The organism is Virgibacillus sp. SK37, from assembly GCF_000725285.1.
Classification (GTDB): Bacteria; Bacillota; Bacilli; order Bacillales; family Amphibacillaceae; genus Virgibacillus_Q.
In genome coordinates this window covers 3,558,732-3,583,618 of sequence record NZ_CP007161.1, presented here as the reverse complement: position 1 = coordinate 3,583,618, position 24,887 = coordinate 3,558,732, and the positions used below count along the sequence as shown (strand labels likewise).

Annotated in this window: 28 protein-coding genes; 12 read left to right on the top strand and 16 right to left on the bottom strand. The window is 38.9% G+C overall.

Annotated elements, in window-relative coordinates; translation table 11 throughout:
* The first annotated feature begins 17 nt into the window (after positions 1-17).
* Both X953_RS17585 and X953_RS17575 read left to right on the top strand, forming a co-directional pair.
* Positions 18-923: a hydroxymethylglutaryl-CoA lyase gene (locus X953_RS17585; protein ID WP_019376313.1), complete on the top strand. Its 906-nt coding sequence runs from the start codon at positions 18-20 to the stop codon at positions 921-923.
* A 575-nt stretch (positions 924-1,498) separates the two neighbouring features.
* Complete coding sequence (locus X953_RS17575; protein WP_040956709.1) at positions 1,499-2,059, top strand: helix-turn-helix domain-containing protein; 561 nt, start codon at positions 1,499-1,501, stop codon at positions 2,057-2,059.
* A 41-nt stretch (positions 2,060-2,100) separates the two neighbouring features.
* Here the strand turns inward: X953_RS17575 and X953_RS17570 are convergent, their stop codons facing one another.
* From X953_RS17570 to modA, 3 genes are read right to left on the bottom strand one after another with little or no spacing between them, the layout of a single operon-like run.
* Positions 2,101-2,718 (bottom strand): ATP-binding cassette domain-containing protein, encoded by a 618-nt coding sequence (locus tag X953_RS17570; protein ID WP_019376310.1) that lies wholly within the window; start codon positions 2,716-2,718, stop codon positions 2,101-2,103.
* A 24-nt stretch (positions 2,719-2,742) separates the two neighbouring features.
* On the bottom strand, positions 2,743-3,423 hold the full coding sequence (gene modB / locus X953_RS17565) for a molybdate ABC transporter permease subunit (RefSeq protein ID WP_040957216.1): 681 nt from the start codon (positions 3,421-3,423) through the stop codon (positions 2,743-2,745).
* Positions 3,424-3,447: 24 nt separating this feature from the next.
* Positions 3,448-4,230 carry a molybdate ABC transporter substrate-binding protein gene (gene modA, locus X953_RS17560; RefSeq protein WP_040956708.1) on the bottom strand — a complete coding sequence of 261 codons (783 nt, stop codon included), beginning with the start codon at positions 4,228-4,230 and terminating at the stop codon, positions 3,448-3,450.
* 222 nt (positions 4,231-4,452) lie between these two features.
* On the opposite strand from modA, the gene X953_RS17555 reads away from it, so the two are divergent.
* Positions 4,453-5,337 carry a LysR family transcriptional regulator gene (locus tag X953_RS17555; RefSeq protein WP_040956707.1) on the top strand — a complete coding sequence of 295 codons (885 nt, stop codon included), beginning with the start codon at positions 4,453-4,455 and terminating at the stop codon, positions 5,335-5,337.
* Positions 5,338-5,369: 32 nt separating this feature from the next.
* Here the strand turns inward: X953_RS17555 and X953_RS20110 are convergent, their stop codons facing one another.
* On the bottom strand, positions 5,370-5,540 hold the full coding sequence (locus X953_RS20110; RefSeq protein WP_198023296.1) for a hypothetical protein: 171 nt from the start codon (positions 5,538-5,540) through the stop codon (positions 5,370-5,372).
* 236 nt (positions 5,541-5,776) lie between these two features.
* On the opposite strand from X953_RS20110, the gene X953_RS17550 reads away from it, so the two are divergent.
* The 5 genes from X953_RS17550 to X953_RS17530 all read left to right on the top strand — a co-directional run bounded on the left by X953_RS17550 (position 5,777) and on the right by X953_RS17530 (position 8,985).
* Complete coding sequence (locus tag X953_RS17550; protein ID WP_040956706.1) at positions 5,777-6,433, top strand: reverse transcriptase-like protein; 657 nt, start codon at positions 5,777-5,779, stop codon at positions 6,431-6,433.
* A gap of 141 nt (positions 6,434-6,574) precedes the next feature.
* Positions 6,575-7,054 carry a DUF2243 domain-containing protein gene (locus tag X953_RS17545; protein WP_040957215.1) on the top strand — a complete coding sequence of 160 codons (480 nt, stop codon included), beginning with the start codon at positions 6,575-6,577 and terminating at the stop codon, positions 7,052-7,054.
* On the top strand, positions 7,047-7,826 hold the full coding sequence (locus X953_RS17540) for a cytochrome c oxidase assembly protein (RefSeq protein WP_040956705.1): 780 nt from the start codon (positions 7,047-7,049) through the stop codon (positions 7,824-7,826). The genes X953_RS17545 and X953_RS17540 overlap by 8 nt, the downstream gene beginning before the upstream one ends.
* A gap of 258 nt (positions 7,827-8,084) precedes the next feature.
* Positions 8,085-8,606 (top strand): acyl-CoA thioesterase, encoded by a 522-nt coding sequence (locus X953_RS17535; RefSeq protein ID WP_040956704.1) that lies wholly within the window; start codon positions 8,085-8,087, stop codon positions 8,604-8,606.
* Between the two features lie 10 nt (positions 8,607-8,616).
* The gene (locus X953_RS17530; protein WP_040956703.1) at positions 8,617-8,985 is read left to right on the top strand and encodes a hypothetical protein; all 369 of its coding nucleotides are present in this window, start codon (positions 8,617-8,619) and stop codon (positions 8,983-8,985) included.
* A 180-nt stretch (positions 8,986-9,165) separates the two neighbouring features.
* Here the strand turns inward: X953_RS17530 and X953_RS17525 are convergent, their stop codons facing one another.
* The 3 genes from X953_RS17525 to X953_RS17515 all read right to left on the bottom strand — a co-directional run bounded on the left by X953_RS17525 (position 9,166) and on the right by X953_RS17515 (position 10,872).
* A complete protein-coding gene (locus tag X953_RS17525; protein WP_040956702.1) occupies positions 9,166-9,558 on the bottom strand; it encodes a hypothetical protein in 393 nt (130 codons plus the stop codon).
* Between the two features lie 88 nt (positions 9,559-9,646).
* On the bottom strand, positions 9,647-10,192 hold the full coding sequence (locus tag X953_RS17520; RefSeq protein WP_040956701.1) for a DUF488 family protein: 546 nt from the start codon (positions 10,190-10,192) through the stop codon (positions 9,647-9,649).
* Positions 10,193-10,218: 26 nt separating this feature from the next.
* A complete protein-coding gene (locus tag X953_RS17515; protein ID WP_040956700.1) occupies positions 10,219-10,872 on the bottom strand; it encodes a lysoplasmalogenase in 654 nt (217 codons plus the stop codon).
* Positions 10,873-11,129: 257 nt separating this feature from the next.
* On the opposite strand from X953_RS17515, the gene X953_RS17510 reads away from it, so the two are divergent.
* Together X953_RS17510 and X953_RS17505 are read left to right on the top strand one after the other, a co-directional pair.
* Positions 11,130-11,714: an O-acetyl-ADP-ribose deacetylase gene (locus X953_RS17510; RefSeq protein WP_040956699.1), complete on the top strand. Its 585-nt coding sequence runs from the start codon at positions 11,130-11,132 to the stop codon at positions 11,712-11,714.
* Positions 11,698-12,381, top strand: coding sequence for a phosphoribosylaminoimidazolesuccinocarboxamide synthase (locus tag X953_RS17505; RefSeq protein WP_040956698.1), 684 nt, complete (start codon positions 11,698-11,700; stop codon positions 12,379-12,381). Before X953_RS17510 ends, X953_RS17505 begins: the two co-directional genes overlap by 17 nt.
* A 356-nt stretch (positions 12,382-12,737) precedes the next feature.
* Here the strand turns inward: X953_RS17505 and mnmH are convergent, their stop codons facing one another.
* From mnmH to rbsK, 5 genes are all read right to left on the bottom strand, one after another.
* Positions 12,738-13,787: a tRNA 2-selenouridine(34) synthase MnmH gene (mnmH, locus tag X953_RS17500; protein WP_040956697.1), complete on the bottom strand. Its 1,050-nt coding sequence runs from the start codon at positions 13,785-13,787 to the stop codon at positions 12,738-12,740.
* Positions 13,788-13,817: 30 nt separating this feature from the next.
* Complete coding sequence (gene selD, locus X953_RS17495; protein WP_040956696.1) at positions 13,818-14,861, bottom strand: selenide, water dikinase SelD; 1,044 nt, start codon at positions 14,859-14,861, stop codon at positions 13,818-13,820.
* Between the two features lie 129 nt (positions 14,862-14,990).
* Complete coding sequence (locus X953_RS17490; protein WP_040956695.1) at positions 14,991-16,010, bottom strand: LacI family DNA-binding transcriptional regulator; 1,020 nt, start codon at positions 16,008-16,010, stop codon at positions 14,991-14,993.
* 186 nt (positions 16,011-16,196) lie between these two features.
* Complete coding sequence (gene rihC, locus X953_RS17485; RefSeq protein ID WP_040956694.1) at positions 16,197-17,117, bottom strand: ribonucleoside hydrolase RihC; 921 nt, start codon at positions 17,115-17,117, stop codon at positions 16,197-16,199.
* A complete protein-coding gene (rbsK, locus tag X953_RS17480; protein WP_040956693.1) occupies positions 17,118-18,035 on the bottom strand; it encodes a ribokinase in 918 nt (305 codons plus the stop codon).
* A 318-nt stretch (positions 18,036-18,353) separates the two neighbouring features.
* Here rbsK and X953_RS17475 point away from each other — a divergent pair, with 318 nt between their 5' ends.
* Positions 18,354-18,779, top strand: coding sequence for a pyridoxamine 5'-phosphate oxidase family protein (locus X953_RS17475; RefSeq protein ID WP_040956692.1), 426 nt, complete (start codon positions 18,354-18,356; stop codon positions 18,777-18,779).
* A gap of 319 nt (positions 18,780-19,098) precedes the next feature.
* Here the strand turns inward: X953_RS17475 and X953_RS17470 are convergent, their stop codons facing one another.
* From X953_RS17470 to X953_RS17455, 4 genes are all read right to left on the bottom strand, one after another.
* On the bottom strand, positions 19,099-19,593 hold the full coding sequence (locus tag X953_RS17470) for a PTS glucose transporter subunit IIA (protein WP_040957214.1): 495 nt from the start codon (positions 19,591-19,593) through the stop codon (positions 19,099-19,101).
* Between the two features lie 23 nt (positions 19,594-19,616).
* A complete protein-coding gene (locus tag X953_RS17465) occupies positions 19,617-21,065 on the bottom strand; it encodes a sucrose-6-phosphate hydrolase (protein WP_040956691.1) in 1,449 nt (482 codons plus the stop codon).
* Between the two features lie 105 nt (positions 21,066-21,170).
* Positions 21,171-22,574, bottom strand: a complete 1,404-nt coding sequence (locus tag X953_RS17460) for a sucrose-specific PTS transporter subunit IIBC (RefSeq protein ID WP_040956690.1) — start codon at positions 22,572-22,574, stop codon at positions 21,171-21,173.
* A gap of 139 nt (positions 22,575-22,713) precedes the next feature.
* Entirely contained in the window at positions 22,714-23,700 is a 987-nt protein-coding gene (locus X953_RS17455) for a LacI family DNA-binding transcriptional regulator (RefSeq protein ID WP_040956689.1), read from the bottom strand.
* Between the two features lie 96 nt (positions 23,701-23,796).
* On the opposite strand from X953_RS17455, the gene X953_RS17450 reads away from it, so the two are divergent.
* A complete protein-coding gene (locus tag X953_RS17450) occupies positions 23,797-24,744 on the top strand; it encodes an aminoimidazole riboside kinase (RefSeq protein WP_198023295.1) in 948 nt (315 codons plus the stop codon).
* The last annotated feature ends 143 nt before the right edge of the window (positions 24,745-24,887 follow it).

The window sequence follows — 24,887 nt, the reverse complement described above, 5'->3', positions numbered from 1 at the left end:
TATGAGGAGGATTATAAATGGGACGATGGCCAGATCTTGTACAAATAAAAGAAGTAGGCCCGCGTGATGGCTTGCAAAACGAAAAGAAAATTATTTCCACTGCAGATAAGGTGAACTGGATTAATATGCTTTCAGAATCAGGAGTGAAAGAAATTGAATACTCCTCATTTGTCCATCCGAAATGGGTACCGGCATTATCTGATGCACATGAAGTTGGCCGCAAAATTAAACGTAAGCCAGGAGTGAAATATTCTGCACTTGTACCAAATCAAAAAGGGCTTGAGCTTGCTTTGGAAGCAGGAATTGATGGAGCTTCTGTATTCATGTCAGCGAGTGAATCACATAATAAAAAGAACATTAATAAATCCATTGATGAGACCTTCCCAGTGCTAAAGGAAGTCATAGAAGAAGCGAAAAAAGCCGGCAAGCATGTTACAGGCTATGTTTCTACTGTTTTTGATTGTCCGTATGAAGGTAGAATAGACCCCGATGAAGTGATTCGAGTATGTGATCGACTTTTAGAATTTGGTGTAGATGATCTTTCACTTGGAGATACCATTGGTACAGCTGTTCCATCTCAAGTAGGTCAACTCCTCGAACCGATTTTAAAAAGGTATCCAAAAGAAAAAGTTATTATGCATTTTCACGATACAAGGGGGATGGCAATAGCTAACATTATGACATCCATGGATTATGGGATTACGCGCTTTGATAGCTCTGTCGGAGGGCTTGGTGGTTGTCCATATGCACCTGGTGCGGCAGGTAATGTTGCTACAAACGATGTATTATATTTATTACATGGATTAGGTGTGAAAACAGGTATAGATGAGAAGAAGTTCCAGGAAGCTGCTTTATATATTCAAAACAAACTGGGAAAGGTACTTCCTAGCAAGTCACTCGCCTATACAACTGCTCAACTTTAAACATTATTACCATTTTACTGATGCAAAAATCAAACAAGTAAATGCCCTTATGGCAGAGAATAGATAGATTACCGGCATTGCTAGGTATATAGCTTTTAGAAGCCATCAATTGTTGATGGCTTTTGCTCTGTTTATTTTAAATTTTTGGAAATATGAGGAGGTGCGTTTTACGTCAAAGAATAGAGAAATAACTACTCTAGCTTTAATATTCTCAAACGTTTTTGCAGCTATATTTATATTTATTTCTATTTTTATAACTTTATCTTTATTTAAGAACCTGCATAATTATGTTTTAGAAGCAAGTGTAATAGTAGGTATTTTAGCTTTTATAGGGTTTTACTTAGGAATAAAGATAGGGATGAAACTATTCCCCAAAAAATAGCAACTATAATTTTCAAAAAGTCATTTTTTGATGCTTCAATTCGATGTCTACTGATTATGAAAATAGAAATGGCTCAAGGAGGAGGATTTTATCTGTCTTCCTTAAAGACGCATGCGCTTTTCTCAGCGTTCCTTGACGAATGGGGCATGCTCCTCTATGATTAAATCACTAGAAAGGTCTGTAGAGAAAGGGGATGTCCCCAATAGATTTACATAATATAGGTAGAAAAATTAAGGAAGCCCGGTTGGGTAATAAAAAAACTCAACAGCAAATTGCTGACGAATGCGGTATTTCTAAAAGTATGCTTTCTAAAATAGAAAATGGGCAAACTTCTTCCGCGGTAGCTACTTTATCAAAAATTAGTGAGGCCTTAGAGGTTCCGCTTGCCTGGGTATTGGATGACCATCCTGAAACAGATATTGTCATGCTTCCGAAAGCAGAAAGACAATTCACAGTGGGTAATGAAAGTATGGGTTACTCTTATGAGTTATTGGCTAATCGTTCGAAATTTTCCAGTATTGAACCAACCATAGTACATGTTACCCCGAAAGATGATAATCTGCGGCATGAACCATACACCCATTCACAGGAAGAGTTTATTTACATTCTGGATGGCTCGATCTATTTATTGTACGATGAAGAGAGGCATTTTATGGAAGCAGGAGACTCTGCATATTTTAAAGGAACAAAGCCTCATTTATTTGTTCCCGTTGAAAATAAAGAAGCAAAGGTTTTAACTATTTTTATATCTTAGAAAAAAAGCAGCCCCTTGTAGGTAGCTGCTTTTTGTATATGTTATTTTGTAATAAAATGGCCCTTTTCTATATGAAGGATGCGGTTGCCGAGTTTTTTTGCTTCCTCTGTTGAGTGTGTGACCATAATGATTGGAATATCCCAAAGCTTTTGTAATCTAATTAGCTCTTCATGGCTGTTTGCACGAGTTGCTTCATCCAGGGCGGAAAAAGGTTCATCCAATAGAAGTGCTTCTGGTTCTGTTGCAAGTGCTCGAGCCAAGGCTACCCGTTGTTTTTCCCCGCCGGAAATATATAAAGGATATTGTTCTGAAAGATGGTCGATCGCTAATTCTTTCATTAGCTGTTTCGCCAGCACGTCACTTTTTGCTCCATAACGAATATTTTTAAAAACAGTCATATGGGGGAAAAGTGCATAATCCTGAAACAGATAACCGATGTTCCTTTTCGGTGTTGGTACTGTAACAAATGTGTCATAGAGTGTACGACCTTGAAGGGTGATTTCTCCAGCGTCCGGTTTGATCAGTCCTGCGACACAATTTAGGATGGTTGTCTTGCCAGATCCTGATGCCCCAAAAAGAATAACTATTTCATTTCCCACTGAAAAATTTACTTCCAATTTAAAGTGGGATAGCTTTTTATGAACATTTATATGTAACATGGAAAATCCACCTTTACTGTCGGTTTATTTCGGTCGCTGGGAATAACGCATCATGTTTCGCTTGCTCCACCAGTTTAACCAAAGAATCGCACTGAAACCGAGAGCAACAATAATGATCACCCAGAAAGAGGCCATTTCTGTGTTACCTGATTCAACTGCAAAATAAATGGCAAGTGGTATGGTATCCGTTACTCCTGGTATGTAACCTGCTAGCATAAGCGTAGCTCCAAATTCACCAAGCGCACGGGCGAAGGTGAGTACCAAGCCACCCAACAAGCCCGGCCATGCTAAGGGGAAGGAGATTGTCCAGAAGACACGCCATTTGGAAGCCCCCATCGTGTATGCTGCCTTTTCCAAATTGGCGTCATATTGCTGAAAAGCGGCAGAAGCGCTCTGATACATTAGTGGAAAGGCTACAACGATAGCAGCAATTAGCACTGCATACCAGGTAAAAACGATCTGTACATCAAACCACTTGGATAACAGGATGCCGAGAGGGCCATTTTTACCGAAAATAAATAATAAACCAAAACCGACAACGGTTGGTGGTAAAACAAGTGGAAGCAGAAAAATCGCTTCCAGAATACTTTTTCCGAGAAATACATTTCGAGTTATTACTCTTGCAAGAAAAACCCCAGCTACAAAAACAATAACCGTAGCAAATGCTGCGGTTTGAAAAGATAGCCAAAGTGGTGAAAGGTTCATATTTTCCATAAAATCATCCTGAGCTTATTTTTTAAATCCATATTTTTCTAATATTTGTTGTGCTTCTTCTGATTCCATAAAGTCAGCAAACGACTTTGCAACTTCTGCATGTTTCGTGTCTTTAAGTACTGCAATTGGATAAATGATAGGATCATGCGTTTCCGGAGCTAATGTAGTTAATATTTTTATCTTATCAGAGGTAAGGGCATCACTTTTATAAACAAAGCCAATCTCTGCATTTTTAGTTTCCACATAGGTAAGTACTTGTCTAACATCCTTGCCAAGTACCATTTGGCTTTCAAACTCTTCCCATTTATTCAATGCATGTAATGCTTGTTCTGCATATTCACCAGCAGGCACACTATCGGGATTGCCTATGGCAATTTGCCCGATGTCCTTCCCCGAAATTTCCTCAACAGAATGATCGTTCATGTCAGTATCTTTATTCGTGATTAATACAAGGCTATTTCCTGCTACATCTTTTCTAGTATCAGGGAAAATGAGTTCTTCCTTTTCCACCTTGTCCATCCAATCCTGATTTGCTGAAATAAAAACATCTGCAGGTGCACCTTGCTGAATTTGTTGAGCCAGCTTTCCTGAACCACCCAGGTTAAAGGTGAGGTTAATGTCGTGCTCCTTTTCATACAAATCTTTAATTTCATCAAGTGCATCTGTTAGGCTGATCGCGGCGGAGATTGTCAACGTTTCGCTCTCCTTGTGCTTGGAGGAAGAGTCATCACTACTTCCGCAAGCGGTTATTAGAGCGGTTAAAATTATAATAAAAAGGGAGAGACTAATTTTTCTCATCTGTCTTCCTCCTGTTCAAATCTCAATATAACTAATTATATATGGATTTAAATTATAAGTAAATGATAGTATGGACGTTAAGAGAGCAAGGAAAATAGGGTGGAGGATATGTCGAAGAAGGAGACTTATCTTTCACAGAAAATTGCACGATTATTGAATGTATCGATACTTACGTTATATGATTTAATCAATAGATATTTTATTGAAGGCAGGTGACTTAACTTGGATGTAAAGCAACTAAAGTATTTTATTGAGGTTACCAAATCAGGAAGTTTTACGCGGGCAGCAAACCAGCTGTACATTACTCAACCTGCTATCAGCAGAATCATTAAATCACTTGAAGATGAATTAGGTGTTCCACTCTTTGTAAGGTCAAGGAAGCATTTGACCCTTACAGAAGCGGGAAAGGTATTTTACAATCATGCCCAGCGGATGGAAGAGCAATATCATGCGTTATTAAATGACATGGCACAACTGGTTACATTACAGAAAGGCCATTTGCGAATTGGATTACCTTCTATCATAAATTCCTTCTTTTTCTCTCAGTTTCTTTCTGCGTTCCATAGAGAGTATCCGGAGATTACTTTTCAACTTGTTGAAGATGGTTCCAAACGAATAGAAGAAAAGGTAGCTAATGATGAATTGGACTTTGGTGTTGTTGTCTTACCTACACAGCATCATGTATTCGATAATTATTCCTTTGTGAAGGAAAAGCTGAAGATTATTGTTCCTTCCTCCCATCGGTTGGCAGAAAGGCGAGAAATAGAGTTGAACGAATTAAGAGATGAAGCCTTTATTATGTTTAATAAAGACTTCGCTTTAAGGGATAATATTATTCAGGCATGTAGCGAGTCAGGGTTTAAGCCGAAAATTATTTCAGAGACATCTCAACTTGATTTTATAGAAGAAATGGTTGCTTCCAAGCTTGGTATTACACTGCTGCCTGAGAGTACCAGTATGGAGCTGACTAGTGACGTTATAGCTATACATGTGGCCAACCCTTCTATTGACTGGGATTTAGCATTGATTTGGAAAAACGGTGTTCGTCACTCTCATGTCATGCAAGAGTTTATTCGTTTTGCTAAAGAAAAACTCCTTCAGAAATAATCTTTTTTTGCTCGTATTTGCTTGCACAGAATTTATTCTGGGAAATGTTTGTTTTGGTCAAGTTTATTGGAAATTTCCTTCAGGATGGAATTTTTTTCTTTAAGTGTCTTTATTAGCGTTACTGCGAACCAGATCACAAATGCAATCATTCCAATGTAAATAAGTAAAGGAATTAGGGCAAAAAAGTTAAATGCATGCATCATGTTTTCACCTCCAATGGTTATACTATGTTCTTATACAGTTTAATAGTAACAGAGCATGGAAAATAATGAAGTGATTAAGGGCTATGCTCCAATAATAATAGGTCAGAGCGGTTTATCGTACAGGTGAAAGAGGAATTTATAAGAATGAAGAGGGGAACTATTAAAACGTTATACTATAATACTGGGCGTTAAGCCATACTATTTTTGTATGATGCTGGAAATGAAGGAGGCATTTGATGAAGGGCAGATTAGAGATACTATATCGAACCCCTAAAGGTGCAGAGGTCGCATTTACTTCTGAAGAAATGACAGCAGCCAAATCTTTGCTCATTGCGGAAGACCTACAAAAATCCGGGCGACTAAAACAAGCAAATTTTATTGATCGTAGTGAACATGAATGGACGATGAAACAATTAAAGGCCTATTTAGAAGAAATTAAAACAGAGCCGCATAATATTACTGTATATTTTGATGGGGGCTTCGATATAAAAACAAGAAAAGCAGGGCTTGGTTGTGTCATCTATTATGAGCAAAATGGGAAAAAGCTTCGTCTACGTAAAAATGCCCTTGTTTCGGAAATGGAAACAAATAATGAAGCTGAATATGCTGCTTTACATTTGGCTATTCAAGAATTGGAGCTGTTAGGGGCTCACCGTTTACCTGTTGTTTTCACGGGGGATTCACAAGTAGTGATTAATCAGCTGGATGATGAGTGGCCTGTTATGGAAAACGAGTTAACAGGCTGGCTTGATAAAATTGAAACGAAACTTGAATCAATGGGGATTCAGCCGGAATACCAATTAATTTCCCGGAAGAATAACCAAGAAGCAGATCGTTTAGCTACACAGGCATTAAATGAAGTAGAAGTAACCAGCCAGAGTGAATGGAAATAAGGCAAAAAAAACTAGGGGTATTTTTAACCAGGTTAAAAAGCCTGGTTTATTTATTTGTAAGACAGGTAATTCATCAATAACAACTTAGAATTCTTCATTCATTTAAAGGAGGCGTTCTGTTTGGCTAACAACTTGGGTCATATGAAAGGAAATAATCGTTATAACCATCTGCCCAAAAATTTATGGTCTGGCTTTTTGTTTGGACTTGGCCTCGCCGCATTTATCGATGAAATGGTGTTTCATCAGCTATTGCATTGGCATCATTTCTATGACAAATCCTCACTTGCAATAGGACTCGTATCTGACGGTTTTTTCCATGCCTTCAGCTGGTTTGCGACGATTGGCGGTCTATTTATAGTTGCAGATTTAAAACGACGTGATGCATTCTGGGTCAGCAGATGGTGGGGAGGAGTTCTTCTAGGTGCGGGTATCTTTCAACTCTATGATGGCACAATCCAACATAAATTAATGCGCATTCACCAAATTCGTTACGAGGTAGACATTCTTCCATATGATTTAGTCTGGAATATAACTGCTATTATCATGATTGTGATTGGAGCTATTTTGTTAAGAAAAACGCGAAAGGAATCCATTCGGGGAGTGAGCCTTCCAAATGGATAATCATAACGCAATGATACTTGCTTCTGCTTTGTTAGTAACCCCCTTTATTTTAGGGGGAATTGCCTATTTAATTGCTGTTTTTGTTTCCTTACGCAAAGGGAGAAAATGGCCTGCCTGGAGGACTGTTTTAGCACTAGCAGGTTTTTTTGCTGCTGGCATTGCAGTGGCTGGGCCAATCGCTGGAAAAGCACATATGGACTTTACTTTTCATATGCTCAGTCATTTGCTGCTAGGAATGCTCGGACCATTGCTAATCGCCTTAGCAGCGCCAATGACGCTTATTTTACGGGCACTTCCTGTCACAACGGCCAGAAAACTGACTAGCTTGTTAAGAAGCACATATGCTGGTATTGTCACCAATCCGATTGTGGCAAGTATCCTCAATATAGGCGGACTGTGGCTATTATATGCGACAGATTTATTTGCTCTGATGCATCAATCTCTCCTGTTATATGTAATTATTCATGCCCATGTATTTTTAGCTGGATATTTGTTCACAGTCTCTTTGATTTATATTGACCCAACACCACATCGTTATAGTTTTATTTATCGAATGAGTGTGTTTATTATTGCTTTAGCAGGGCATGGCATTTTATCCAAATATATTTACGGTTATCCACCGGATGGAGTAAGCACCTCAGAAGCCCAAACGGGAGGAATGCTTATGTATTACGGAGGAGATCTTATTGATCTTTTGCTGATCTTTGTATTATGTCTTCACTGGTACCGAGCAACACGCCCAACCCCAACCTATGAAAATGCGATTAACTAAGTGTACGAGCCATAGCAGAGCTATGGTTTTTTTGTATGGACAAACACCTCCAGCTTTAGCTCTTCTTCTTTTTTAGTTACTGCATTAGCTTATATTTCTTACTTGTTTTCTTACATTTTACTCCTAAAGCCTCCTCCTAAAGCCTTTACATAACAATTTGTTATATGTTGCATCTGTTATCGGCATTGTACTATAAGAACCCCCCTGTACTACAATAAGTATTGTATAAAAATACTCTTTATAGTTAAGGTGACAAATATGAAAGCAAAGAAAATGAAGGATACAAGGATTATTCAAAATGATCAGGTTCTCATAAATGATTTAAATAACTACCATACATTATTTGGTGGAGTTCTAATGAAAAAACTGGATGCCTGTGCAACTCTTTCAGCTCAAAGACATGCACGTGTAAAGGAATGTGTCACTGCATCTACGGATTCGGTAAATTTTATTAAGCCAATCCGACAAATTGATTCTGTTTGTATCGAATCATTTGTTTCTTATACAGGAAGAAGTTCGATGGAAATCTTTTGTAAGGTAACTGCAGAAAATACGCTTACTGCAGAAAGAAGAATTGCTGCTACAGCATTTCTAACATTTGTTGCCTTAGATGAAAATAAGCGACCAATAGAAGTGCCAAGCATTATACCAGAAACAGAGGAAGAAAAATTCCTTTATGAAACAGGTGAAGAACGGGCGAAAATTAGAAAGTTAAAACGAGAGCAAAATAAGGATTTAGTTGCAGCTCTATCAGTTAAAAAACCATGGGACGAAGAGTAGGAGGGGTAGTATGTTAGTTACATCAAGTTTTAGTGAACTCATGCATGCAAAGAAGGACCTGGAAACATTTAAACAGACACAGCCGGAAACGTATGAATCGTTTGTAGGGGTAGTTCATTTAACAAGACAGCTGCAATTTAACTATCAGTACATGGGCTGCCTGCTTATGGATGAGGAACCGACACAGTTCCGTCCACATGTACAAGATGATTTTGTATTACAGGTTTTTCATAAAGAAGTTATGAAATTGAAGCAAGACCAAGCAGCAAAAAAACTATGCAGTCTTTTAGCATCATATAAGCAAATAGGTTACGCTAATTTATGTAAATTGATCATGGGGAAAAGTCCTAACGTATTAGTTGGCCCGCAGATTGTATAACTCTATAATAGTATTCCAACATGTAAAAAGCATTCCCCGTCGTGAGGGAATGCTTTTTTAGGAATTTAGGTAATGATGGATAAAATGGGTAACGGGTAGGTGGTTTCATCTGGCTAAAGCGGCATGATTCCTGCCTGCTGTGATTACTCTCTACGATGGAAAGTTTCACAGGCGCCCCATCTATGTTGCTTCTTTTACTACAATCGCGGTAGTAGTTTTATTGGTTTTACACTCGGTGAACGCAGATTCTTCAACAAGCCCGATTTTGATAGCTGCTTCTAATTTATCGGTGTCCGGGAGCTTCTCCACGATAATAAAATCATTTAAGTTTAACTCTTCCAGCTTCTGAACTGTCAATTCTTGATTATAGCCAATAGCTGCGCGAATTTGTCGTTGTACTTTATAGTTGCCACACGCTATTTCACCTTTTTGATTCTTACCAATAGAATCATCAAGATAGAGATTGAAATCCTTTTTTAGTTGTTTCATTTCTTGTTCAATTTCCTTCTTTTGTTTACTTAATATATAGTATCTCTCCAAATCAGCTTCTGAAATTCTTACTGAGCTTCCCATAGAAACGCCTCCGCCCTCATGTGTGTTAGTACATTCTATGTTAAGCAGCACGAATTATGACAAGCAGATAAGCTTACAGAGAAGTATATTATTCTGGGTAAACAACTGTTCCATCCTTTTCTATAACTGGCATGGCACCCCATTTTCCTAACTCATGTTCAATAATATTTCCGTACCCTTTGTTGTCAGGGATAATATGCTGTACTGTCCAATTATGTACAGCTAGCCAATTACTAATAATTAATCGGTGACACCGTGCTGGATGGCGCTCAGAGCAACAATAAACCGTTTTTTTCTCTTGTGCGAGTTGGGACAACGCCATAATTCCTTCCTGGAATTCTTCTGTTAATGTATAATCAGCATAATTATGGAAGGATTGGTTATTCCATGCCCCGTTTAAAAGAGGGGAGACATCAGAGGAAGATTTCCTCCTTCCTCCCAGTTTTGGAAAGTGCGCGTAATGAATGCCTTCAGCTTGAAGCCAATCAGGCATATTGTCCTTAGAGTATTGAGGGAATTTCTTACTGCCAGGGAATGCTCGTACATCGGCTACAGCTTCTATATCCGCATCAGAAAGCAAACGGAGAAAGTCCTCCTTGGGGTGCGAATAATGTCCGATTGTATAAATATTCATTTTTATCCCTCCTCACTGGGATTTATTTACCAAACAAGCCGATGACTATTTTTTACGATCGTAAATAGACTGTGGGCGATTAAAAATTGAGCTCCGTAGTACGTCAGCATGATAAGCTTTCCGGCATTCGGAATAGGGTGGACAAACATATTCCATGCCAGAATACTATCAGAAATAACGAACAAAATACTTCCCCATATGGCCCAAGGGTTGCCTGTCATCATAGCCGACCATGTCATAATAGAAATAACCAGTATATAGAGAAGAACAGGAATGACAAGCGACTGTTCTCCAGCTTCGTTGAAAGCTTGTAATAGCTCTCTGCCAATTAGGAAAGCGTATATTCCAACAGGGATAGCGTATAAAATCCGTATTACAGAGAAACTCCAACGTGTTAAAAAGCCAGTTATATAAAAAAGGTGTCCGATCAGAAAAGCTGACAAACCTAAAATAAACCAATGGATGGTCCCATCTCCGAGCATAGAAAAGACCAATCCGCTAAGCAAGAGCAGATGTGTTTTTGTCTTCCTGCGGCCACTTTGTTCAAAAGCATACATGAGGATCATAGCCATTGGTATTAGTTTAAAGAATAACTTAAAAATGAATGGCTCATCTGGAACAATAAATATATAAACAATACTCATTGTGAGGATTAGCAATGGTAAGCGGTTTGCAGGCATTGTAATTACATCCTTCCTTTTCTGTCTTTCTACTAAACCATTTCGAGATACTCTGGCTGAATTCCTGTTTTTGTTCATTAGAGTTTTAGAGGAAAGGTTTGAGACGCAAATAGATGGTAGTTATTTAAATCTGCTATTTCTTTATGATAATAATCATTAACCTCTCTTAATCTATGATAAACTAAAAATAAGTTTATTAAAGAATTTGAATTCTAGTAAAAATAGTGTGTTCATCATACAGAAAGGAGAGGGTACGCTTGGATGTTACTATTGGACAAAATGGATTGAAGTTAATGGTTGGGGATATTACCATGCAGAGGACGGATGCAATTGTTAATGCTGCAAATGGAACCCTATTAGGTGGGGGAGGAGTAGATGGAGCCATCCATAGAGCAGCGGGTGATGAATTACTGCAGGCTTGTAAAAGAGTAAGAGAAAAAGAATTAAGCAAAAAGGAGCTGCCAACAGGAGAAGCAGTCATAACGAGGGGTTATAATCTCGCAGCGGGCTATGTCATTCATACTGTCGGACCAGTGTGGCAGGGCGGCACAGCAAATGAACCGGAACTTCTTGCTTCCTGTTACCAAAATGGAATGCAACTGGCATTGCAGCACAAACTTACAAGCATATCATTTCCTTCTATATCCACAGGTGTCTATCGTTTCCCTATCGAACTCGCTGCAGATATAGCGCTGGGCACGCTTGTAGCATTTTTAAAAGAACATCATTTTGGACAAGTCGTGATCGTTTTATTTTCGGAAGCGGATTATGATGTGTATACGTCTTCCCTTAAGAAAATAATAGACGAGAAAGGAGGAACGCCCAATGAAACTCATCTATAGTGGTAAAACCAAAGATGTTTATCAAACAGAAGAGGGTAAAATAGTATTAAAATTTAAGGATGACGTGACTGGGGAAAATGGCGTTTTTGACCCTGGTGCGAATACTGTGGGACTTACAATGGAAGGAGCAGGTAGAGCAGGCTTAAAGCTTACCACTCTTTTCTTTCGGGAACTAAATAAAAAAGGAATCCCGACTCATTTTATTGACTCAAATATAGAGGAGGCTACCATGAAGGTAGTTCCGGCAACTCATTTTGGAGAGGGGCTTGAAGTAATTTGTCGCTACAAAGCTGTGGGGAGTTTTTTACGCCGATATGGTAAATATGCAACAGAGGGACAAGCACTTGATGGCTTTGTCGAGGTAACCCTAAAGGATGATGAACGCAAAGATCCGCCAATTAGTGAGGATGCACTAAAAATGCTTGGTATTCTGACAGAAGAAGAATATCAGGTGATAAAAAGTTTAACTGTCAAAATAGCTGAAATGGTCAAAGAAGCATTGAAAGAAAGAGAAATAGAACTTTATGACATTAAGTTAGAATTTGGGAAGGATCCAGATGGGAATATCATGTTAATTGATGAAATTTCCGGTGGTAATATGCGCGCATATAGAGAAGACCAATATATCTCCCCAATGGAATTGCAAAAAATAATGGTTTCCTCCTAATACAATGATAATGAGAAGCAAAGAGGCTGGGACATAACTAAATAATGCTGTTCTAAAGACGAACATTCTAAAGAGTGGAAGTCCCGCTCCGGAAAAACGCTTCGCTTTCCGTGGGCGCTGCTAAGCCTCCTCGTGCTTTGCACTCCGGGGTCTTATCTAGGCTTTCTCTCCCACAGGACAAGGAAAGCTGCGACAGCTATGCATCGCACGAAGGAAATGTGTATTTCATTTCCGAGGAGTCTGCACGTTTTCCCTCCGCTAATTTGTTGCAAAAATAAATCCGAACCATGATTCAGTCGTAGTACGAATCGGTTTGGATTTTTCAATGTATAAAATTTTTTTGTCCCAGCCTCTACTTACACAATATTTTGTTTAGTATGCTGTTGGATAAGTTCTTCTATTTTCTGCACTGCTTCGGTAACATCAGCTGCATGAATGTCAACAACATTTTGTTCCGGATAATGGTTTGCTGCATGCTCATAACGAGGATCATAATAATAATTTAAAAGAAGCTCTGCAACGTAATGATAGTTTGCTGCCTCTAATGCCTGCTCAATCTCTTTGGCAATGGGTGTGTGGATTCGTTTCTTAATGATCTGAAAAGCTTCCCGGAAACGGTCAGGGTTCTCCCAAGGCTGATAATCCTCCAGAATATGCTTCACTCTTTCTTCCATAGGTATATGAATAAATAGCTGCATACTTTTTTCCTTTTTTGAATATAGAAAGTCAGGTAGAGATACCTTGCCGATTCGCTTGCTTTCGCCTTCTATAAAAACAAAAGGCTCCTGCTGAAACTCGATCATTTTCTGTACAAGCAAGGCTTCAAATTTCTTTTGGTTATTTGGATGAAGCCCAATTTGTCCAAAAATCGAGCCGCGATGATTCGCCATTCCTTCCAAGTTGATAATAGGATATCCTTTTTTTGCCAATTCATGAAGGATCACGGTCTTACCGGAGCCGGTATACCCATTTAAAACAATTAAATCTGGCTTAAAGTCTCCTTGTTCAAGCGTACTGATAACCCATTTTCTATAGGTACGAATACCACCACTTAATCTGGTAGCTTTTATCCCCATCAAATCTAAAACTGTTGCGGCTGTTTTACTCCGCATACCACCTCGCCAACAAAAAACAGTCATTGATGTTTGAATTTTACCAAACTCATGGATGAACTCAGGCAATTTTGCGGAAAAAATCTCCAAGCCACGTTTCTTAGCGGCATCCTGGCCAACTTGTTTATATAATGTCCCTACCTCTGCCCGTTCCTCATTCGTAAAGATGGGGATATTTATACTACCCGGTATTGTCGCTTCATTAAATTCCTTTGGTGAACGAACATCGATAAGGGTATGCTCGCCTGTATCTTTAAGCTGCAACAATTCGTTTAATTCAATATCCTTAAACATGTATAGGTCACTTCCTGTAATAAAAATAAATTATTTTACGTTAATGTGTCCACTGCTTCCTTCTTTTACTTCTCCGATGATTTGAGCTTCTACGCCTTTCTCCTGTAATTCTGTAAAAAGCTGATCTGCTTCCTTAGAAGAAACTGCAATTAGCAGGCCACCAGAGGTAACTGCATCACACAGGATCCATTGATCGATTTGATCCATGTCTTCAGGAAAGGTAATTATATCTTTTACATGATTGAAATTATTTTTGGTACCACCTGGAACAGCTCCTGATGCAGCGAGTTCTCTCACGCGCTCAAGCATGGGAACATGTTCATAGCTTATTTGAAGTTCGACTTTACTTCCCATTGCCATTTCCGAAGCATGACCCAAGAGACCGAACCCGGTAACATCCGTACAGGCGTGAACATCATAGTGTTCCATTACTTCAGCTGCAGTCTTATTTAATGTGGCCATAACGTTTGTCACGCGTTGAACCTCATCCTGGCTGAGTAAGTTATTTTTTATGGAGGTAGAGTAAATTCCCACCCCAATTGGTTTAGTTAAAATCAATTTATCACCAGGCTTTGCACCAGCATTTGTCCTAATCCGATCCGGATGAACCGTTCCTGTCACTGCAAGTCCAAACTTCGGTTCCTTGTCATCAATGGAATGACCGCCAACCAAAGATACCCCGGCCTCTGCGAGTTTATCACCTGCACCACGCAGGATATCCGCAAGAATGCTTTTATCAAGCGTAGAGATAGGGAAAGCAACAATATTAAGTGCGGTGATAGGAGTTCCCCCCATTGCGTATACATCGCTAATCGCATTGGCGGCAGCTATTTGACCAAAGTAGTATGGGTCGTCCACAATCGGAGTAAAAAAATCTACTGTTTGTACAAGGGCAGTAGTATCGTTTATTTTGTATACCCCTGCATCATCACTCGTATCGAGACCGACGAGGAGGTCTGGATTTGTTGCTGTAGGAGGGAGGGAGCGAAGAACTTGTGATAAGTCTGCTGGGCCAATTTTACATCCGCAGCCACCTTTAGAGGATAATGACGTGAGCTTTATATCGTTTTCCATATATATCATCCTTTTTATTAAAGTATAGTCGATGACTATAAAATAATTTTAACATATAAATAAACTTTATAAGGGAGAGAAGCCTTTCCCCCTTAATTAGTCTTTAAATTAACGTCATGAGGATAAACCTTAATGGCTTTGCACACTGGTTCTTTTAATTAGTGTTGGAATGAGGCAAATTTCCTCGGGCTCTTTATCCTTTTTCTCCATTTTTGAAAATAATAGGTCAACAGCATGGTGGCTAAGTGAACCGACATCTTGCTCTATGGAAGTAAGTTCAACTCCAAAAATATATGGATAAATAGTATTATCATAACTGACGACTGAAATGTCATGAGGGATCTGCTTTCCCTCCTCATAAGCGGCTTTGAGGAAACCAAGTGCCATCATATCATTCGTGATAAAAACAGCAGACATATTCTTTTTCATTAACGTTTTTCCAGCATGGTAACCACTATCAATACGATAATCCCCATCGATTACCAGGTCTTGTTCTATCTCGTAATTGTATTCCTTCATTGCTCGGTAGAAACCTTCTAATCTTGATTTACCATTGGAATCATTCCCGTAATTTGCAATACAGGCAATTTTTCTATGTCCTTTTTCCAATAAATGCTTAACAGCTAAATAAGCGCCTTCTTCATTATCAAACCATACTTTATTACAGGCTTGCTCAGGATAAACACGGTCAATCATAACATACGGGGTCGACGTGTTATCTAATTTACTTAGCCGGCGAACCAGCTCGGAATGGTCTTTGTAGGATTCATTGCTTGGTATGATAAACAATCCATCAACAGAACGAGAAAGAAGCAAGTCAAATAATTCCAGATCATGGGCATAGTCATTGTCTGAATTTACAATAATGAGCATATAGCCTCGCTTGCGACACTGCTCTTCAATTTGCTTTGCAAGAGAGGAGAAGAAAATATTCTCAATATCAGGTATGATCAAGCCAATTGTTTTGCTTTTTTGAGTTACAAGGCTTCGGGCAATTTGATTAGCGGAATAATTATATTCTTCTGCAATACGCTTAATATCTTCCTTCTTTTCCTTTGATATTCTACATGGCCGATTGTTTAGCACCAATGATACAGCGCTTGGAGAAACATTTGCTTTTTTTGCTATATCCTTTAAGGTGATTTTCATCTTAATCATTCCTGCTTTCCATCGTAAAATCCGTCTTTCTACAATATGGAGAAGACATCACTTGTATCATATCATCTGATTCCAAGGAATAGAAGCGAGTGTAGACATGCCATATAGACAACTACAGCAACTGCTAATATTGCTGAAGCATACATAATAAGATCATTTAACATTCTCCACCCCTCCTTAATTGCATTTCTTAATGCATTCAATCAACCAGTCTTTATATTGCACAGGGTCAATATCAACTGCGACAGTAGCGTTCGGTTTATTGCCAGTGTAGTTTTTTAAATCTACAACGGTACATCCCTTAGTTAGTGAACCCTCAAGCTCGATATCAACAAAAGCATCCACTGTTTCAAACATATCCGGATTTAAAAGATAGCCTATTGCTGTGCTGTCATACATTTTCAAACCTGTTTTTAAGCCACCACCGCGATAGCGCTGGAAAAGTTGATAAAGCATATCACCTGTTCTATTTAGCTCTTTTAATTGTTGGCTGTCTTCAGGATAGATAAGCGCTTTCAAACCAATGTCAAGTCCTACCATAGTAAGTGATATTCCACTATCAAAAACAATTTTTGCCGCTTCCGGATCAGCAAATATATTAAATTCCGACATTACACCAGCATTTCCACGTGCTGTAGAGCCACCCATCAATACAATTTCATGAATGTTATCCTTAACCTCTGGATACATCCGTAGTAGAAGGGCAATATTCGTAAGTGGGCCGATTGGCACTAGAGTTATAGGTTGCTCACTATTCATGATTTCTTTATACATGGCATTAACTGCATGCTCTTTTAATAGTTCCTCCATGTCAGGTTCTTCAAAATCATAACCGCCCATGCCTGTTTCACCATGGATATCACTCGCATCAATGGCTTCTTTAATTAGTGGACGGTCAGCTCCTGCAGCTACAGGGATATCCTTACCGAAGAACTTCATTAGTCTCATAGCATTGTAGGTTACTTTTTCTAAGCTTACATTTCCTGCAACGGTTGTAATTAGACGAACGTCAAGCTGTTCGTCGTATAATGCAATTGCAATCGCAACTGCATCATCAATGCCTGGGTCTGTATCGATTATTATTGGTCTTTTATTCATTTAGTTAACCTCCTTGAACTGGTCAATCTCATTTTTGTATGGTATAGATTCCTGTGCCCCTTGCTTGGAAATAGCAAGTGAAGCTGCCTTCGTTGCATAGGTCATACTATCTTTCATGTTTGTCTCTGTAGCTAATGATGCTACCAATGCACCAATATACGTATCGCCAGCGGCTGTTGTATCTACAACGTTTGTTTTAAAGCTTGGAACAAAAATTACTTGCTCTTTGTCCCCATAGGTACTGCCTGCAGCTCCCCGGGTGATAATAACAGAAGAAACACCTTTGTCCATGAAGAGTTGGATAGCATCTTCGCAATCCTTGTCTGTCTTTGGATAAATTCCTGACAGCATTTCGCTCTCCCATTGATTGACAATTAAAAGATCAATGGAGGGATAGGCAGTTTCTGGTATGTCCTTTGCAGGTGCGGGATTAAACACCGTAAAAAGTCCTTGACTCTTTGCCTTTGCAAGAGAATGTAATACAACATCGTAATCGCTTTCAAACTGTGTTAAAAATATATCGTCTTTATTTGCAACCTTTTGTAATGCTTGAGACGTGTAGGCTTCATCTACCGTATAATTGGCGCCAGATCCGAGAATAATTCTGTTATCACCCGCATTTCGAATAATCATTGCAATACCTGTGGAAGTCGAGTCATTCTGAGTGACGTGCGTGCAATCCACACCTTCCTGTTTTAAAGAAGTGATAAGCTGACTGCCAAACAAATCATTCCCCACACTGCCAATCATACATGTCGTCGCTCCGCTTTTTTGAGCTGCAACTGCTTGATTAGCGCCTTTACCTCCGGGAGACATAAAGAACGATTTCCCATCTATTGTTTCGCCATTACGCGGCATACGATTTGTCTCTATGGATAAATCCATATTTAAGCTACCTAGTACAACCACTTTTTTCATCTCAAGTCCTCCTCTCGATGATTAATAAACTTTTGATAAAACGTTTTACCAGTTTATATTACCATCATACTTATTTTTTCGTCAACATGAAAATTGTGACAAAGTATAACTTCTTTGTTAGGTTTTCCTCTAAATAACTCTTTATTCTTTTACGAGAATGGCCTGTATTCCAGTGAAGAGATGCTAAAGGAGGGGGATTTCTAACGACTCTCCTCAGCATGTTGAAATTTGAAAATTAGATTCAGGAAAAATTAATCGACCTTGTTTTATATTTGTGAGGAAGGGAACAATAACTATAGAGAAAAAAGGAGTGAAATTATGAGTCAAGATAATATTAGAGCAGAAGTAGAAAATATTCTTGAAAACAGCCATATTGGAACAATGGCTACAGTGAAAAACAATAAACCTCATTCCAGGTATATGACTTTTTTCCATGAAGATTTAAAGCTTTATACTGCTACAAGCAAAGAAACGGATAAAACAGAAGAACTGGAAGAGAATCCGTACACCCATATTATTCTTGGATATGAAGGAGAAGGATTTGGCGATGCTTATGTAGAGTATCAAGGAAAAGCAAAGCTAAATGATTCTCAAGAATTAAAAAATAGGGTATGGAATGAGTACATGAAGAATTGGTTTGAAGGCCCTGAGGACCCGAATTTGGTTGTGTTGGAAATTGAGCCGGTAGGAATTCAGCTTATGAATAAAAAAGGAGAAAGTCCTAAGACGTTGGATGTTAAATAAAATAACTACCCCCTGCTCAGTGAAAAGCAGGGGGTAGTTATTTGGTTCCAAAATATATAAAATGTAAACTAACATTGTAGGATTGTAACCGGACGTTTTAGGAAATAATGTATGATAAGTAAACCCTAGATCGTTTCTGAATAGGTGGGACGGATAATCTCACTTAATCAATTCTCCGGCGGATAGTTATGCTCTGCAGCTTATTAATCTCTTCTGCAACAAAAATTTTGCTTCAGCCATTAACTCGCAACTTCTTCCTACTATGATGGTAAACCTGTACGAGTTACTGTTTGTACCTCAACATTCGTAGTAAAATCAGTTATTTTTCTATGCTTAAAACGATGTCTTCTCCGGCACGGACAGATTTTTTATCTATAGGAGAGATTTCGCTCATTTCATCTGTATTTGTAATAATAATTGGGATTAGTGTACTCTTTGCTTTAGTTTCTACCGTAGTATAATTGAACGCAACCAATTTATCACCCTTTTTCACATGATCACCTTCTTCTACATAAGCGGTGAATCCTTCCCCTTGCAGTTCTACTGTATCTATACCGATATGAATAAGAATTTCAGCACCATTTTCCGCCAGGATTCCCACCGCATGCTTGGTGGAAAATAGTTGAATGACCTTTCCGTCAACTGGTGCAGTTACAAGCTCATCAGATGGCTTAATTGCAATACCGTTTCCCATCATTTCCTCGGAAAATACTGGATCGGGCACTTCCTCCAATGGAACCGTTTCTCCATTAATAGGTGCATAAAGAGAGATATGTTTACTGTCCTCTTTTTTCTTAAATAATTTCCCTAACATCATTATCCGTCCCCTCTTGAATATTAATTAAAGATTTTTTTCAAATCCCACTTCTGTACATCAAAAGTCACTTGCCCGTTAGCTTGGAAAGATACAGCTTGCTCATTTATATCATCGAAAATTCGGGAGGTGAAGACTTCTTCTCCATTGTTAATAAAGACTTCCAGTGAGGATGTGTCTTTAAAAAGCTGAATATTTTCCAACTTATCTAAGCGACAATGCCTGCTTTCCGTTCCTTGTTTATTAAAACATTTGCGTTCTACACTGAAAGTGGAAGAAGTCTTATCGAAACACAGCGTGCTTTCTCCAACTGTTAAGGAGAATATCTCTGCATTCCAGTCAGTAACTGTTATTTGTAATTCGAACACATTACCAGCAACCCCATTTAATTGCTTCTGTTGATTCATAATCGTTATGTTGTCATAAGCAACTTGATTTTTTCGCAATAATTCAAGTTCTTTTACGGGCATCTGAAGGAGCTTCCCTTCCTTCCACTTCAGTGTACGGGGGAGAGTAAGCGCATGAATCCAACCGTATTTTGCAGTAGGTTGTTGTGTTTCTCCTATTTCCGCATTACCCATCCAGGCAAATAATAAACGTCTTCCTGTTTCATCCATCGTGGTTTGTGGTGCATAAAAATCAAAGCCGCGGTCTAATTCTTCAAAGCTCCCATGCTGATAGGAGGGGTTCTCATAATCTACTTGTCCGGTAAAATAACCAGATTGATAAATATTATTAAATTTATATCCTTTTGCTTCCAACCCCTGTGGAGAAACAATTAGTATATCCTTATTCTCAAGGTGAAAAAGGTCAGGACACTCCCACATGTATCCAAATTCACCGAGCTTATTTCTATGCGAACCTGTTAGAGGACCGCGATAAAACCAATTTTCTAAATCAGAGGAAGAGTAAAGAACCACTTCGCCCTGTTCTTGTAAATTTTGAGCGCCGATGACCATGAGCCACTTATCATCTTTAAAAAAGACTTTAGGATCACGGAAATGGGCAGTGTAACCTTTAGGCACTTCAATAACTGGCCCTTTTTTATCAAAATGAAGACCATCATCGGAAACGGCAAGGCATTGGTATGATTCCCGGTTTCCTTCTTTGTCCTTAACATTTCCAGTATAAAAAATATAGAGCTTTTCATCATGGACAATGGCACTTCCTGAGTAACAGCCATCTTTATCAAACCATTCATCAGGAGCCAATGCGATAGGAGCTTCTTCCCAATGAACGAGATCACTGGAAATACGATGTCCCCAGTATTTTTGCCCATGTGTTGTTGCAAACGGATTCCATTGATAGAAAATATGATACTTTCCTTGATAGAATACAAACCCGTTTGGATCGTTGAGCAATCCGACGGGGGGCATAATATGGAAATGGAGACGGTAAGGATCGGATTGAACCATTTCCTGTTTATCTATTATTCGCTGATAAGCCTTCTCTATGGCATGTAATTGTGTCATATCTGTATGAGGCACTCCTTATCTAAAAGACAGGCAAGGGGTTGCCTGCCTGTCTGTCTTTATTATTAAATGTGTTGCTTTGTCAGCAAGTCACTTGCCCTTTTCTTATGCTGTTTCAACGTCTTTAAGTTTTTTATCTGAATATCCGAATAACCATGTAAGAACAAATGCTGTACCTATAGCAATGAGGTTAACCAGGATATACTGTAAAATCTGTCCATTAAGATACAGTAAGCTACCAGGGATGACGGTGATTGCCATACCGGTCCCTTTTATACCAAGTAGGGAAGCAGTAAAACCACCAACACCGCCGCCAATTAAGCCCATTACGAAAGGTTTAACATAGCGTAGGTTTACACCAAAAATGGCAGGCTCCGTAATTCCAAGGAATGCAGAAAAGGAGGAAGGTAAGGCCAATGCCTTCAGTTTTTTGGACTTTGTTTTTAGTCCTACTGCTAGTGCTGCTCCACCCTGTGCGGCTACTGCTGAAGTAACAATGGCGTTATATGGGTTGTTCCCGAACTTTTCAAGCAATTGGATTTCCAACAAGTTAAATATATGATGAACACCTGTAATTACAATGATTTGATTTAAGGCGCCAATTAAAAATCCTGCAATGCCGAATGGCAGGTTTAACACAAAGAGTGTACCTTGAAGAATATATTCCTCCACTGTATGGAAAACTGGCCCAATAATGAAGAGAGCTGCTGCAATCATGACTAATAATGTTAAAAATGGGGTAATGATTAAATCCAATGATTCCGGAACCCGTTTCCGGATGGCTCTTTCAAGTTTTGCGCCAATTATCCCAGCAAAAAAGGCAGGTAATACAGCGCCTTGATAGCCTACTACAGGAATGAATCCCAAGAAATATAACGGTTCGGCTTCTGTCGCGACTTCCCAAGCGTTGGGCAATGCGGGACTTACTAGCATTAATCCTAATACAAGACCAATAATTGGCGTGCCCCCAAATACTCTAAAAGTTGACCAAGCAACAAGTGCAGGTAAAAATATGAATGCAGTATCTGTTAGGATTTGAGTAAATAAGAGAAAGTTCTCAGAGATATCAGCTGGTGTCATGCCAAACAATGCCAATACTTGTTCTTGCATGACCAGACCTCTAAGCCCCATGAACAAACCTGTTGCTACAAGTACGGGAATTATTGGGACAAATACATCTCCCAATGTTCGAATGGCACGCTGAAATGCATTCTTTTCTTTTGCAGCTTCTTTTGATTGTTCGGATTTATCTGTGCTGTTGATACCGAGCTTATCTACTTCCTCGTAAATACGATTTACTGTGCCGGTCCCAAGAATTACCTGATATTGACCGGAGTTAAAAAAGGCACCCTTTACTTTATCCGTGTTTTCAACCTTTTCCTGATCGATTTTTTCTTTGTCATGGATCATAAAACGTAATCTTGTGGCACAATGGGCGACAGAATGAATATTCTCTGTTCCACCGACGGCGTCAATAAGCTCCTTTGCGATTTTCTTGTTATCAGACATATAACCTCACTCCTTTTATTTTTGTGGTATCGATTCCACTATTGATATAATTAGTAAATAAAATAGCGATAGACAATAACTGTGTTGAGGGTGGTATCGATTCCATAGTGCGTATGATGAAATCGGTTCCACGATTTCATCATACACTATTACGAATAATTAGTCTATAGTTCAGTAAAATTCTCTCTTCGTAATGTGTTTTGGATATAATGGCGAGTATTTGTTTGGCAGCTTGTTTACCGGCCACCTCATTGTGATAGTCTACTGTTGTTAGAGAAGGATCAACATATCTGGAAATTTCTGATGCACCAATACTCGCTACAGCAATGTCATTTGGCACAATAAGTCCTTGTTCTTTCAAATAGCTCATTGCTCCAATAGCTAAACGGTCTGTTACTGCAAAGACAGCGGTAGGGAGAGTATAGCTTTGTGTTAAAATTTGTCTCATTGCTTCATAACCAGAATCTATGTCAAATATAGCTGTCTGTACCCAAGGTGGGGCTACTTCCAATTTGCGCTCATTCATCGCCGAATAATATCCCTTTTTACGAAAATAACCTACCGAGCGATCTGTCTCATCTACCCCGATAAATGCTATCTTTTTATGCTCTCTCTCAATTAAGAAGTTAGTAATCTCTTTCGAGGCATGGAAATCATCATAGACTACACTGGCAACCTCTGGCATGTCCTGTCCTATAATTACAATTGGCAGATTCATTTCCTGTATTTTCTTAACTAATTTTTCTTTCGTATTTGTCGCTACTAAAATAATTCCGTCTACTTGACGGACTTTAAGTAAATCCAGATATTCGATTTCCTTTTCTTTATCCAGATTGGTATTAGCTAGAAGAATCTGATACCCCTGTTTTGCCAACTCGTTATCTATTCCAGCTACAATTTTACTTGATGTTTCTGTATGAATGGTTGGTAATATGACACCAATTACTTTTGTTTTTTTGGTGCGGAGTGATTTGGCATGTTCATTAGGTATATATCCTGTTTCTTTGATTACTTTATCAATTCGTTTTCTGGCCTCTTCACTGACATAGCCAGAATCGTTTAGAAAACGGGAAACAGTAGATCTGGATACGTTAGCCATTTCTGCTATTTCTTTTATTGTAAGCAATGTTTTTCACCCTTATTTGATGACATATTTTGTGTTCTGTAGAATAATAGAACATAATTTGACCTATATAAATCATACCACAGGGAGGTAATCATCGTGAATCATGGTGTCATTACACTTGGTGAGACGTTAATCGATTTTATACCTACAGATGTTACGAATACAACTTATCATAAAAGTCCTGGAGGTGCCCCTGCAAATGTGGCTGTGGGGGTGGCAAGGCTTGGTGGTGATTCATCATTTATTGGCATGGTAGGAGATGATGTGCTAGGCAGTTTTTTACAAGAAACACTGCAGTCCTATTATGTGAATACAGAACAATTATTATTTTCGAAGGAACATCGTACAGGTATTGTATTTGTAACCAACAGAGAGGACGGGGAGCGGAGCTTTGATTTTTACATTAACCCAAGTGCGGACCGTTTTCTCGAGGAGAATCACATAAATAGCGAGCACTTGCTTCAACATCGTATTCTCCATTTCGGATCAATATCATTAATTAGCGAGCCAGCACAGGGTGCAACGAGGGCGGCTGTTAAACTGGCAAAAGAGAACGGATTGCTTATTTCCTATGACCCTAATCTGCGTTTGATGCTGTGGGATTCGAAAGAGGAGGCAAAAGATAGGATCATTTCCATGCTTGGAGAAGTGGACATTTTAAAGATTTCTGAAGAGGAGTTAGCATTTATTACAGATAAAAAGTCAGTTAAAGAGGGTCTGGAAATGCTCGAACAATATGAAATCCCTGTTATATTTGTCACCTTGGGAGCGGAAGGGTGTTACGTGAAGACAAGGGAAGGTAATAGACATGTTCCGGCGATGCAGGTGAAGGCAATTGACACAACTGGTGCTGGCGATGCCTTTGTTTCTGGGGTGCTTTATTCTATTGATCAGTATGTTACAAATATACATGCTCTTACATTGGAAGAAGCAATGAGGATAGCTGAATTCGCCTCGGTATCCGGTGGACTTGCTGCTTCTACAAAAGGTGCAATGACTGCCTTGCCAACGAGAGCCGAGGTAGAAGGTTATTTGAATCGATAGAGAAGATAAACTAATTTAGCTGGTTAACTGTGATTTTTAATTTAATAAAAAAAGATCCTATCACACATATTGGGATATAAACGTTACCTCCTACATTCAAAGTAGGAGGTAAATGCGAACGAATGGAAATTACTTTTCCATAG

Bases quoted from the DNA above. Each gene is read 5' to 3' on its own strand.
- X953_RS17585 (WP_019376313.1), top strand. From the start codon at position 18: ATGGGACGATGGCCAGATCTTGTACAAATAAAAGAAGTAGGCCCGCGT.
- X953_RS17535 (WP_040956704.1), top strand. From the start codon at position 8,085: ATGAAAGCAAAGAAAATGAAGGATACAAGGATTATTCAAAATGATCAG.
- X953_RS17470 (WP_040957214.1), bottom strand. From the start codon at position 19,593: ATGTTAGGGAAATTATTTAAGAAAAAAGAGGACAGTAAACATATCTCT.
- X953_RS17475 (WP_040956692.1), top strand. From the start codon at position 18,354: ATGAGTCAAGATAATATTAGAGCAGAAGTAGAAAATATTCTTGAAAAC.
- X953_RS17530 (WP_040956703.1), top strand. From the start codon at position 8,617: ATGTTAGTTACATCAAGTTTTAGTGAACTCATGCATGCAAAGAAGGAC.
- X953_RS17545 (WP_040957215.1), top strand. From the start codon at position 6,575: ATGAAAGGAAATAATCGTTATAACCATCTGCCCAAAAATTTATGGTCT.
- X953_RS17460 (WP_040956690.1), bottom strand. From the start codon at position 22,574: ATGTCTGATAACAAGAAAATCGCAAAGGAGCTTATTGACGCCGTCGGT.
- X953_RS17515 (WP_040956700.1), bottom strand. From the start codon at position 10,872: ATGCCTGCAAACCGCTTACCATTGCTAATCCTCACAATGAGTATTGTT.
- mnmH (WP_040956697.1), bottom strand. From the start codon at position 13,787: ATGTTTAAGGATATTGAATTAAACGAATTGTTGCAGCTTAAAGATACA.
- X953_RS17575 (WP_040956709.1), top strand. From the start codon at position 1,499: ATGTCCCCAATAGATTTACATAATATAGGTAGAAAAATTAAGGAAGCC.
- X953_RS17520 (WP_040956701.1), bottom strand. From the start codon at position 10,192: ATGAATATTTATACAATCGGACATTATTCGCACCCCAAGGAGGACTTT.
- X953_RS17505 (WP_040956698.1), top strand. From the start codon at position 11,698: ATGAAACTCATCTATAGTGGTAAAACCAAAGATGTTTATCAAACAGAA.
- modB (WP_040957216.1), bottom strand. From the start codon at position 3,423: ATGAACCTTTCACCACTTTGGCTATCTTTTCAAACCGCAGCATTTGCT.
- X953_RS17570 (WP_019376310.1), bottom strand. From the start codon at position 2,718: ATGTTACATATAAATGTTCATAAAAAGCTATCCCACTTTAAATTGGAA.
- X953_RS20110 (WP_198023296.1), bottom strand. From the start codon at position 5,540: ATGATGCATGCATTTAACTTTTTTGCCCTAATTCCTTTACTTATTTAC.
- rbsK (WP_040956693.1), bottom strand. From the start codon at position 18,035: ATGAAAAAAGTGGTTGTACTAGGTAGCTTAAATATGGATTTATCCATA.
- X953_RS17465 (WP_040956691.1), bottom strand. From the start codon at position 21,065: ATGACACAATTACATGCCATAGAGAAGGCTTATCAGCGAATAATAGAT.
- X953_RS17550 (WP_040956706.1), top strand. From the start codon at position 5,777: ATGAAGGGCAGATTAGAGATACTATATCGAACCCCTAAAGGTGCAGAG.
- X953_RS17490 (WP_040956695.1), bottom strand. From the start codon at position 16,010: ATGAAAATCACCTTAAAGGATATAGCAAAAAAAGCAAATGTTTCTCCA.
- X953_RS17525 (WP_040956702.1), bottom strand. From the start codon at position 9,558: ATGGGAAGCTCAGTAAGAATTTCAGAAGCTGATTTGGAGAGATACTAT.
- selD (WP_040956696.1), bottom strand. From the start codon at position 14,861: ATGGAAAACGATATAAAGCTCACGTCATTATCCTCTAAAGGTGGCTGC.
- modA (WP_040956708.1), bottom strand. From the start codon at position 4,230: ATGAGAAAAATTAGTCTCTCCCTTTTTATTATAATTTTAACCGCTCTA.
- X953_RS17540 (WP_040956705.1), top strand. From the start codon at position 7,047: ATGGATAATCATAACGCAATGATACTTGCTTCTGCTTTGTTAGTAACC.
- rihC (WP_040956694.1), bottom strand. From the start codon at position 17,117: ATGAATAAAAGACCAATAATAATCGATACAGACCCAGGCATTGATGAT.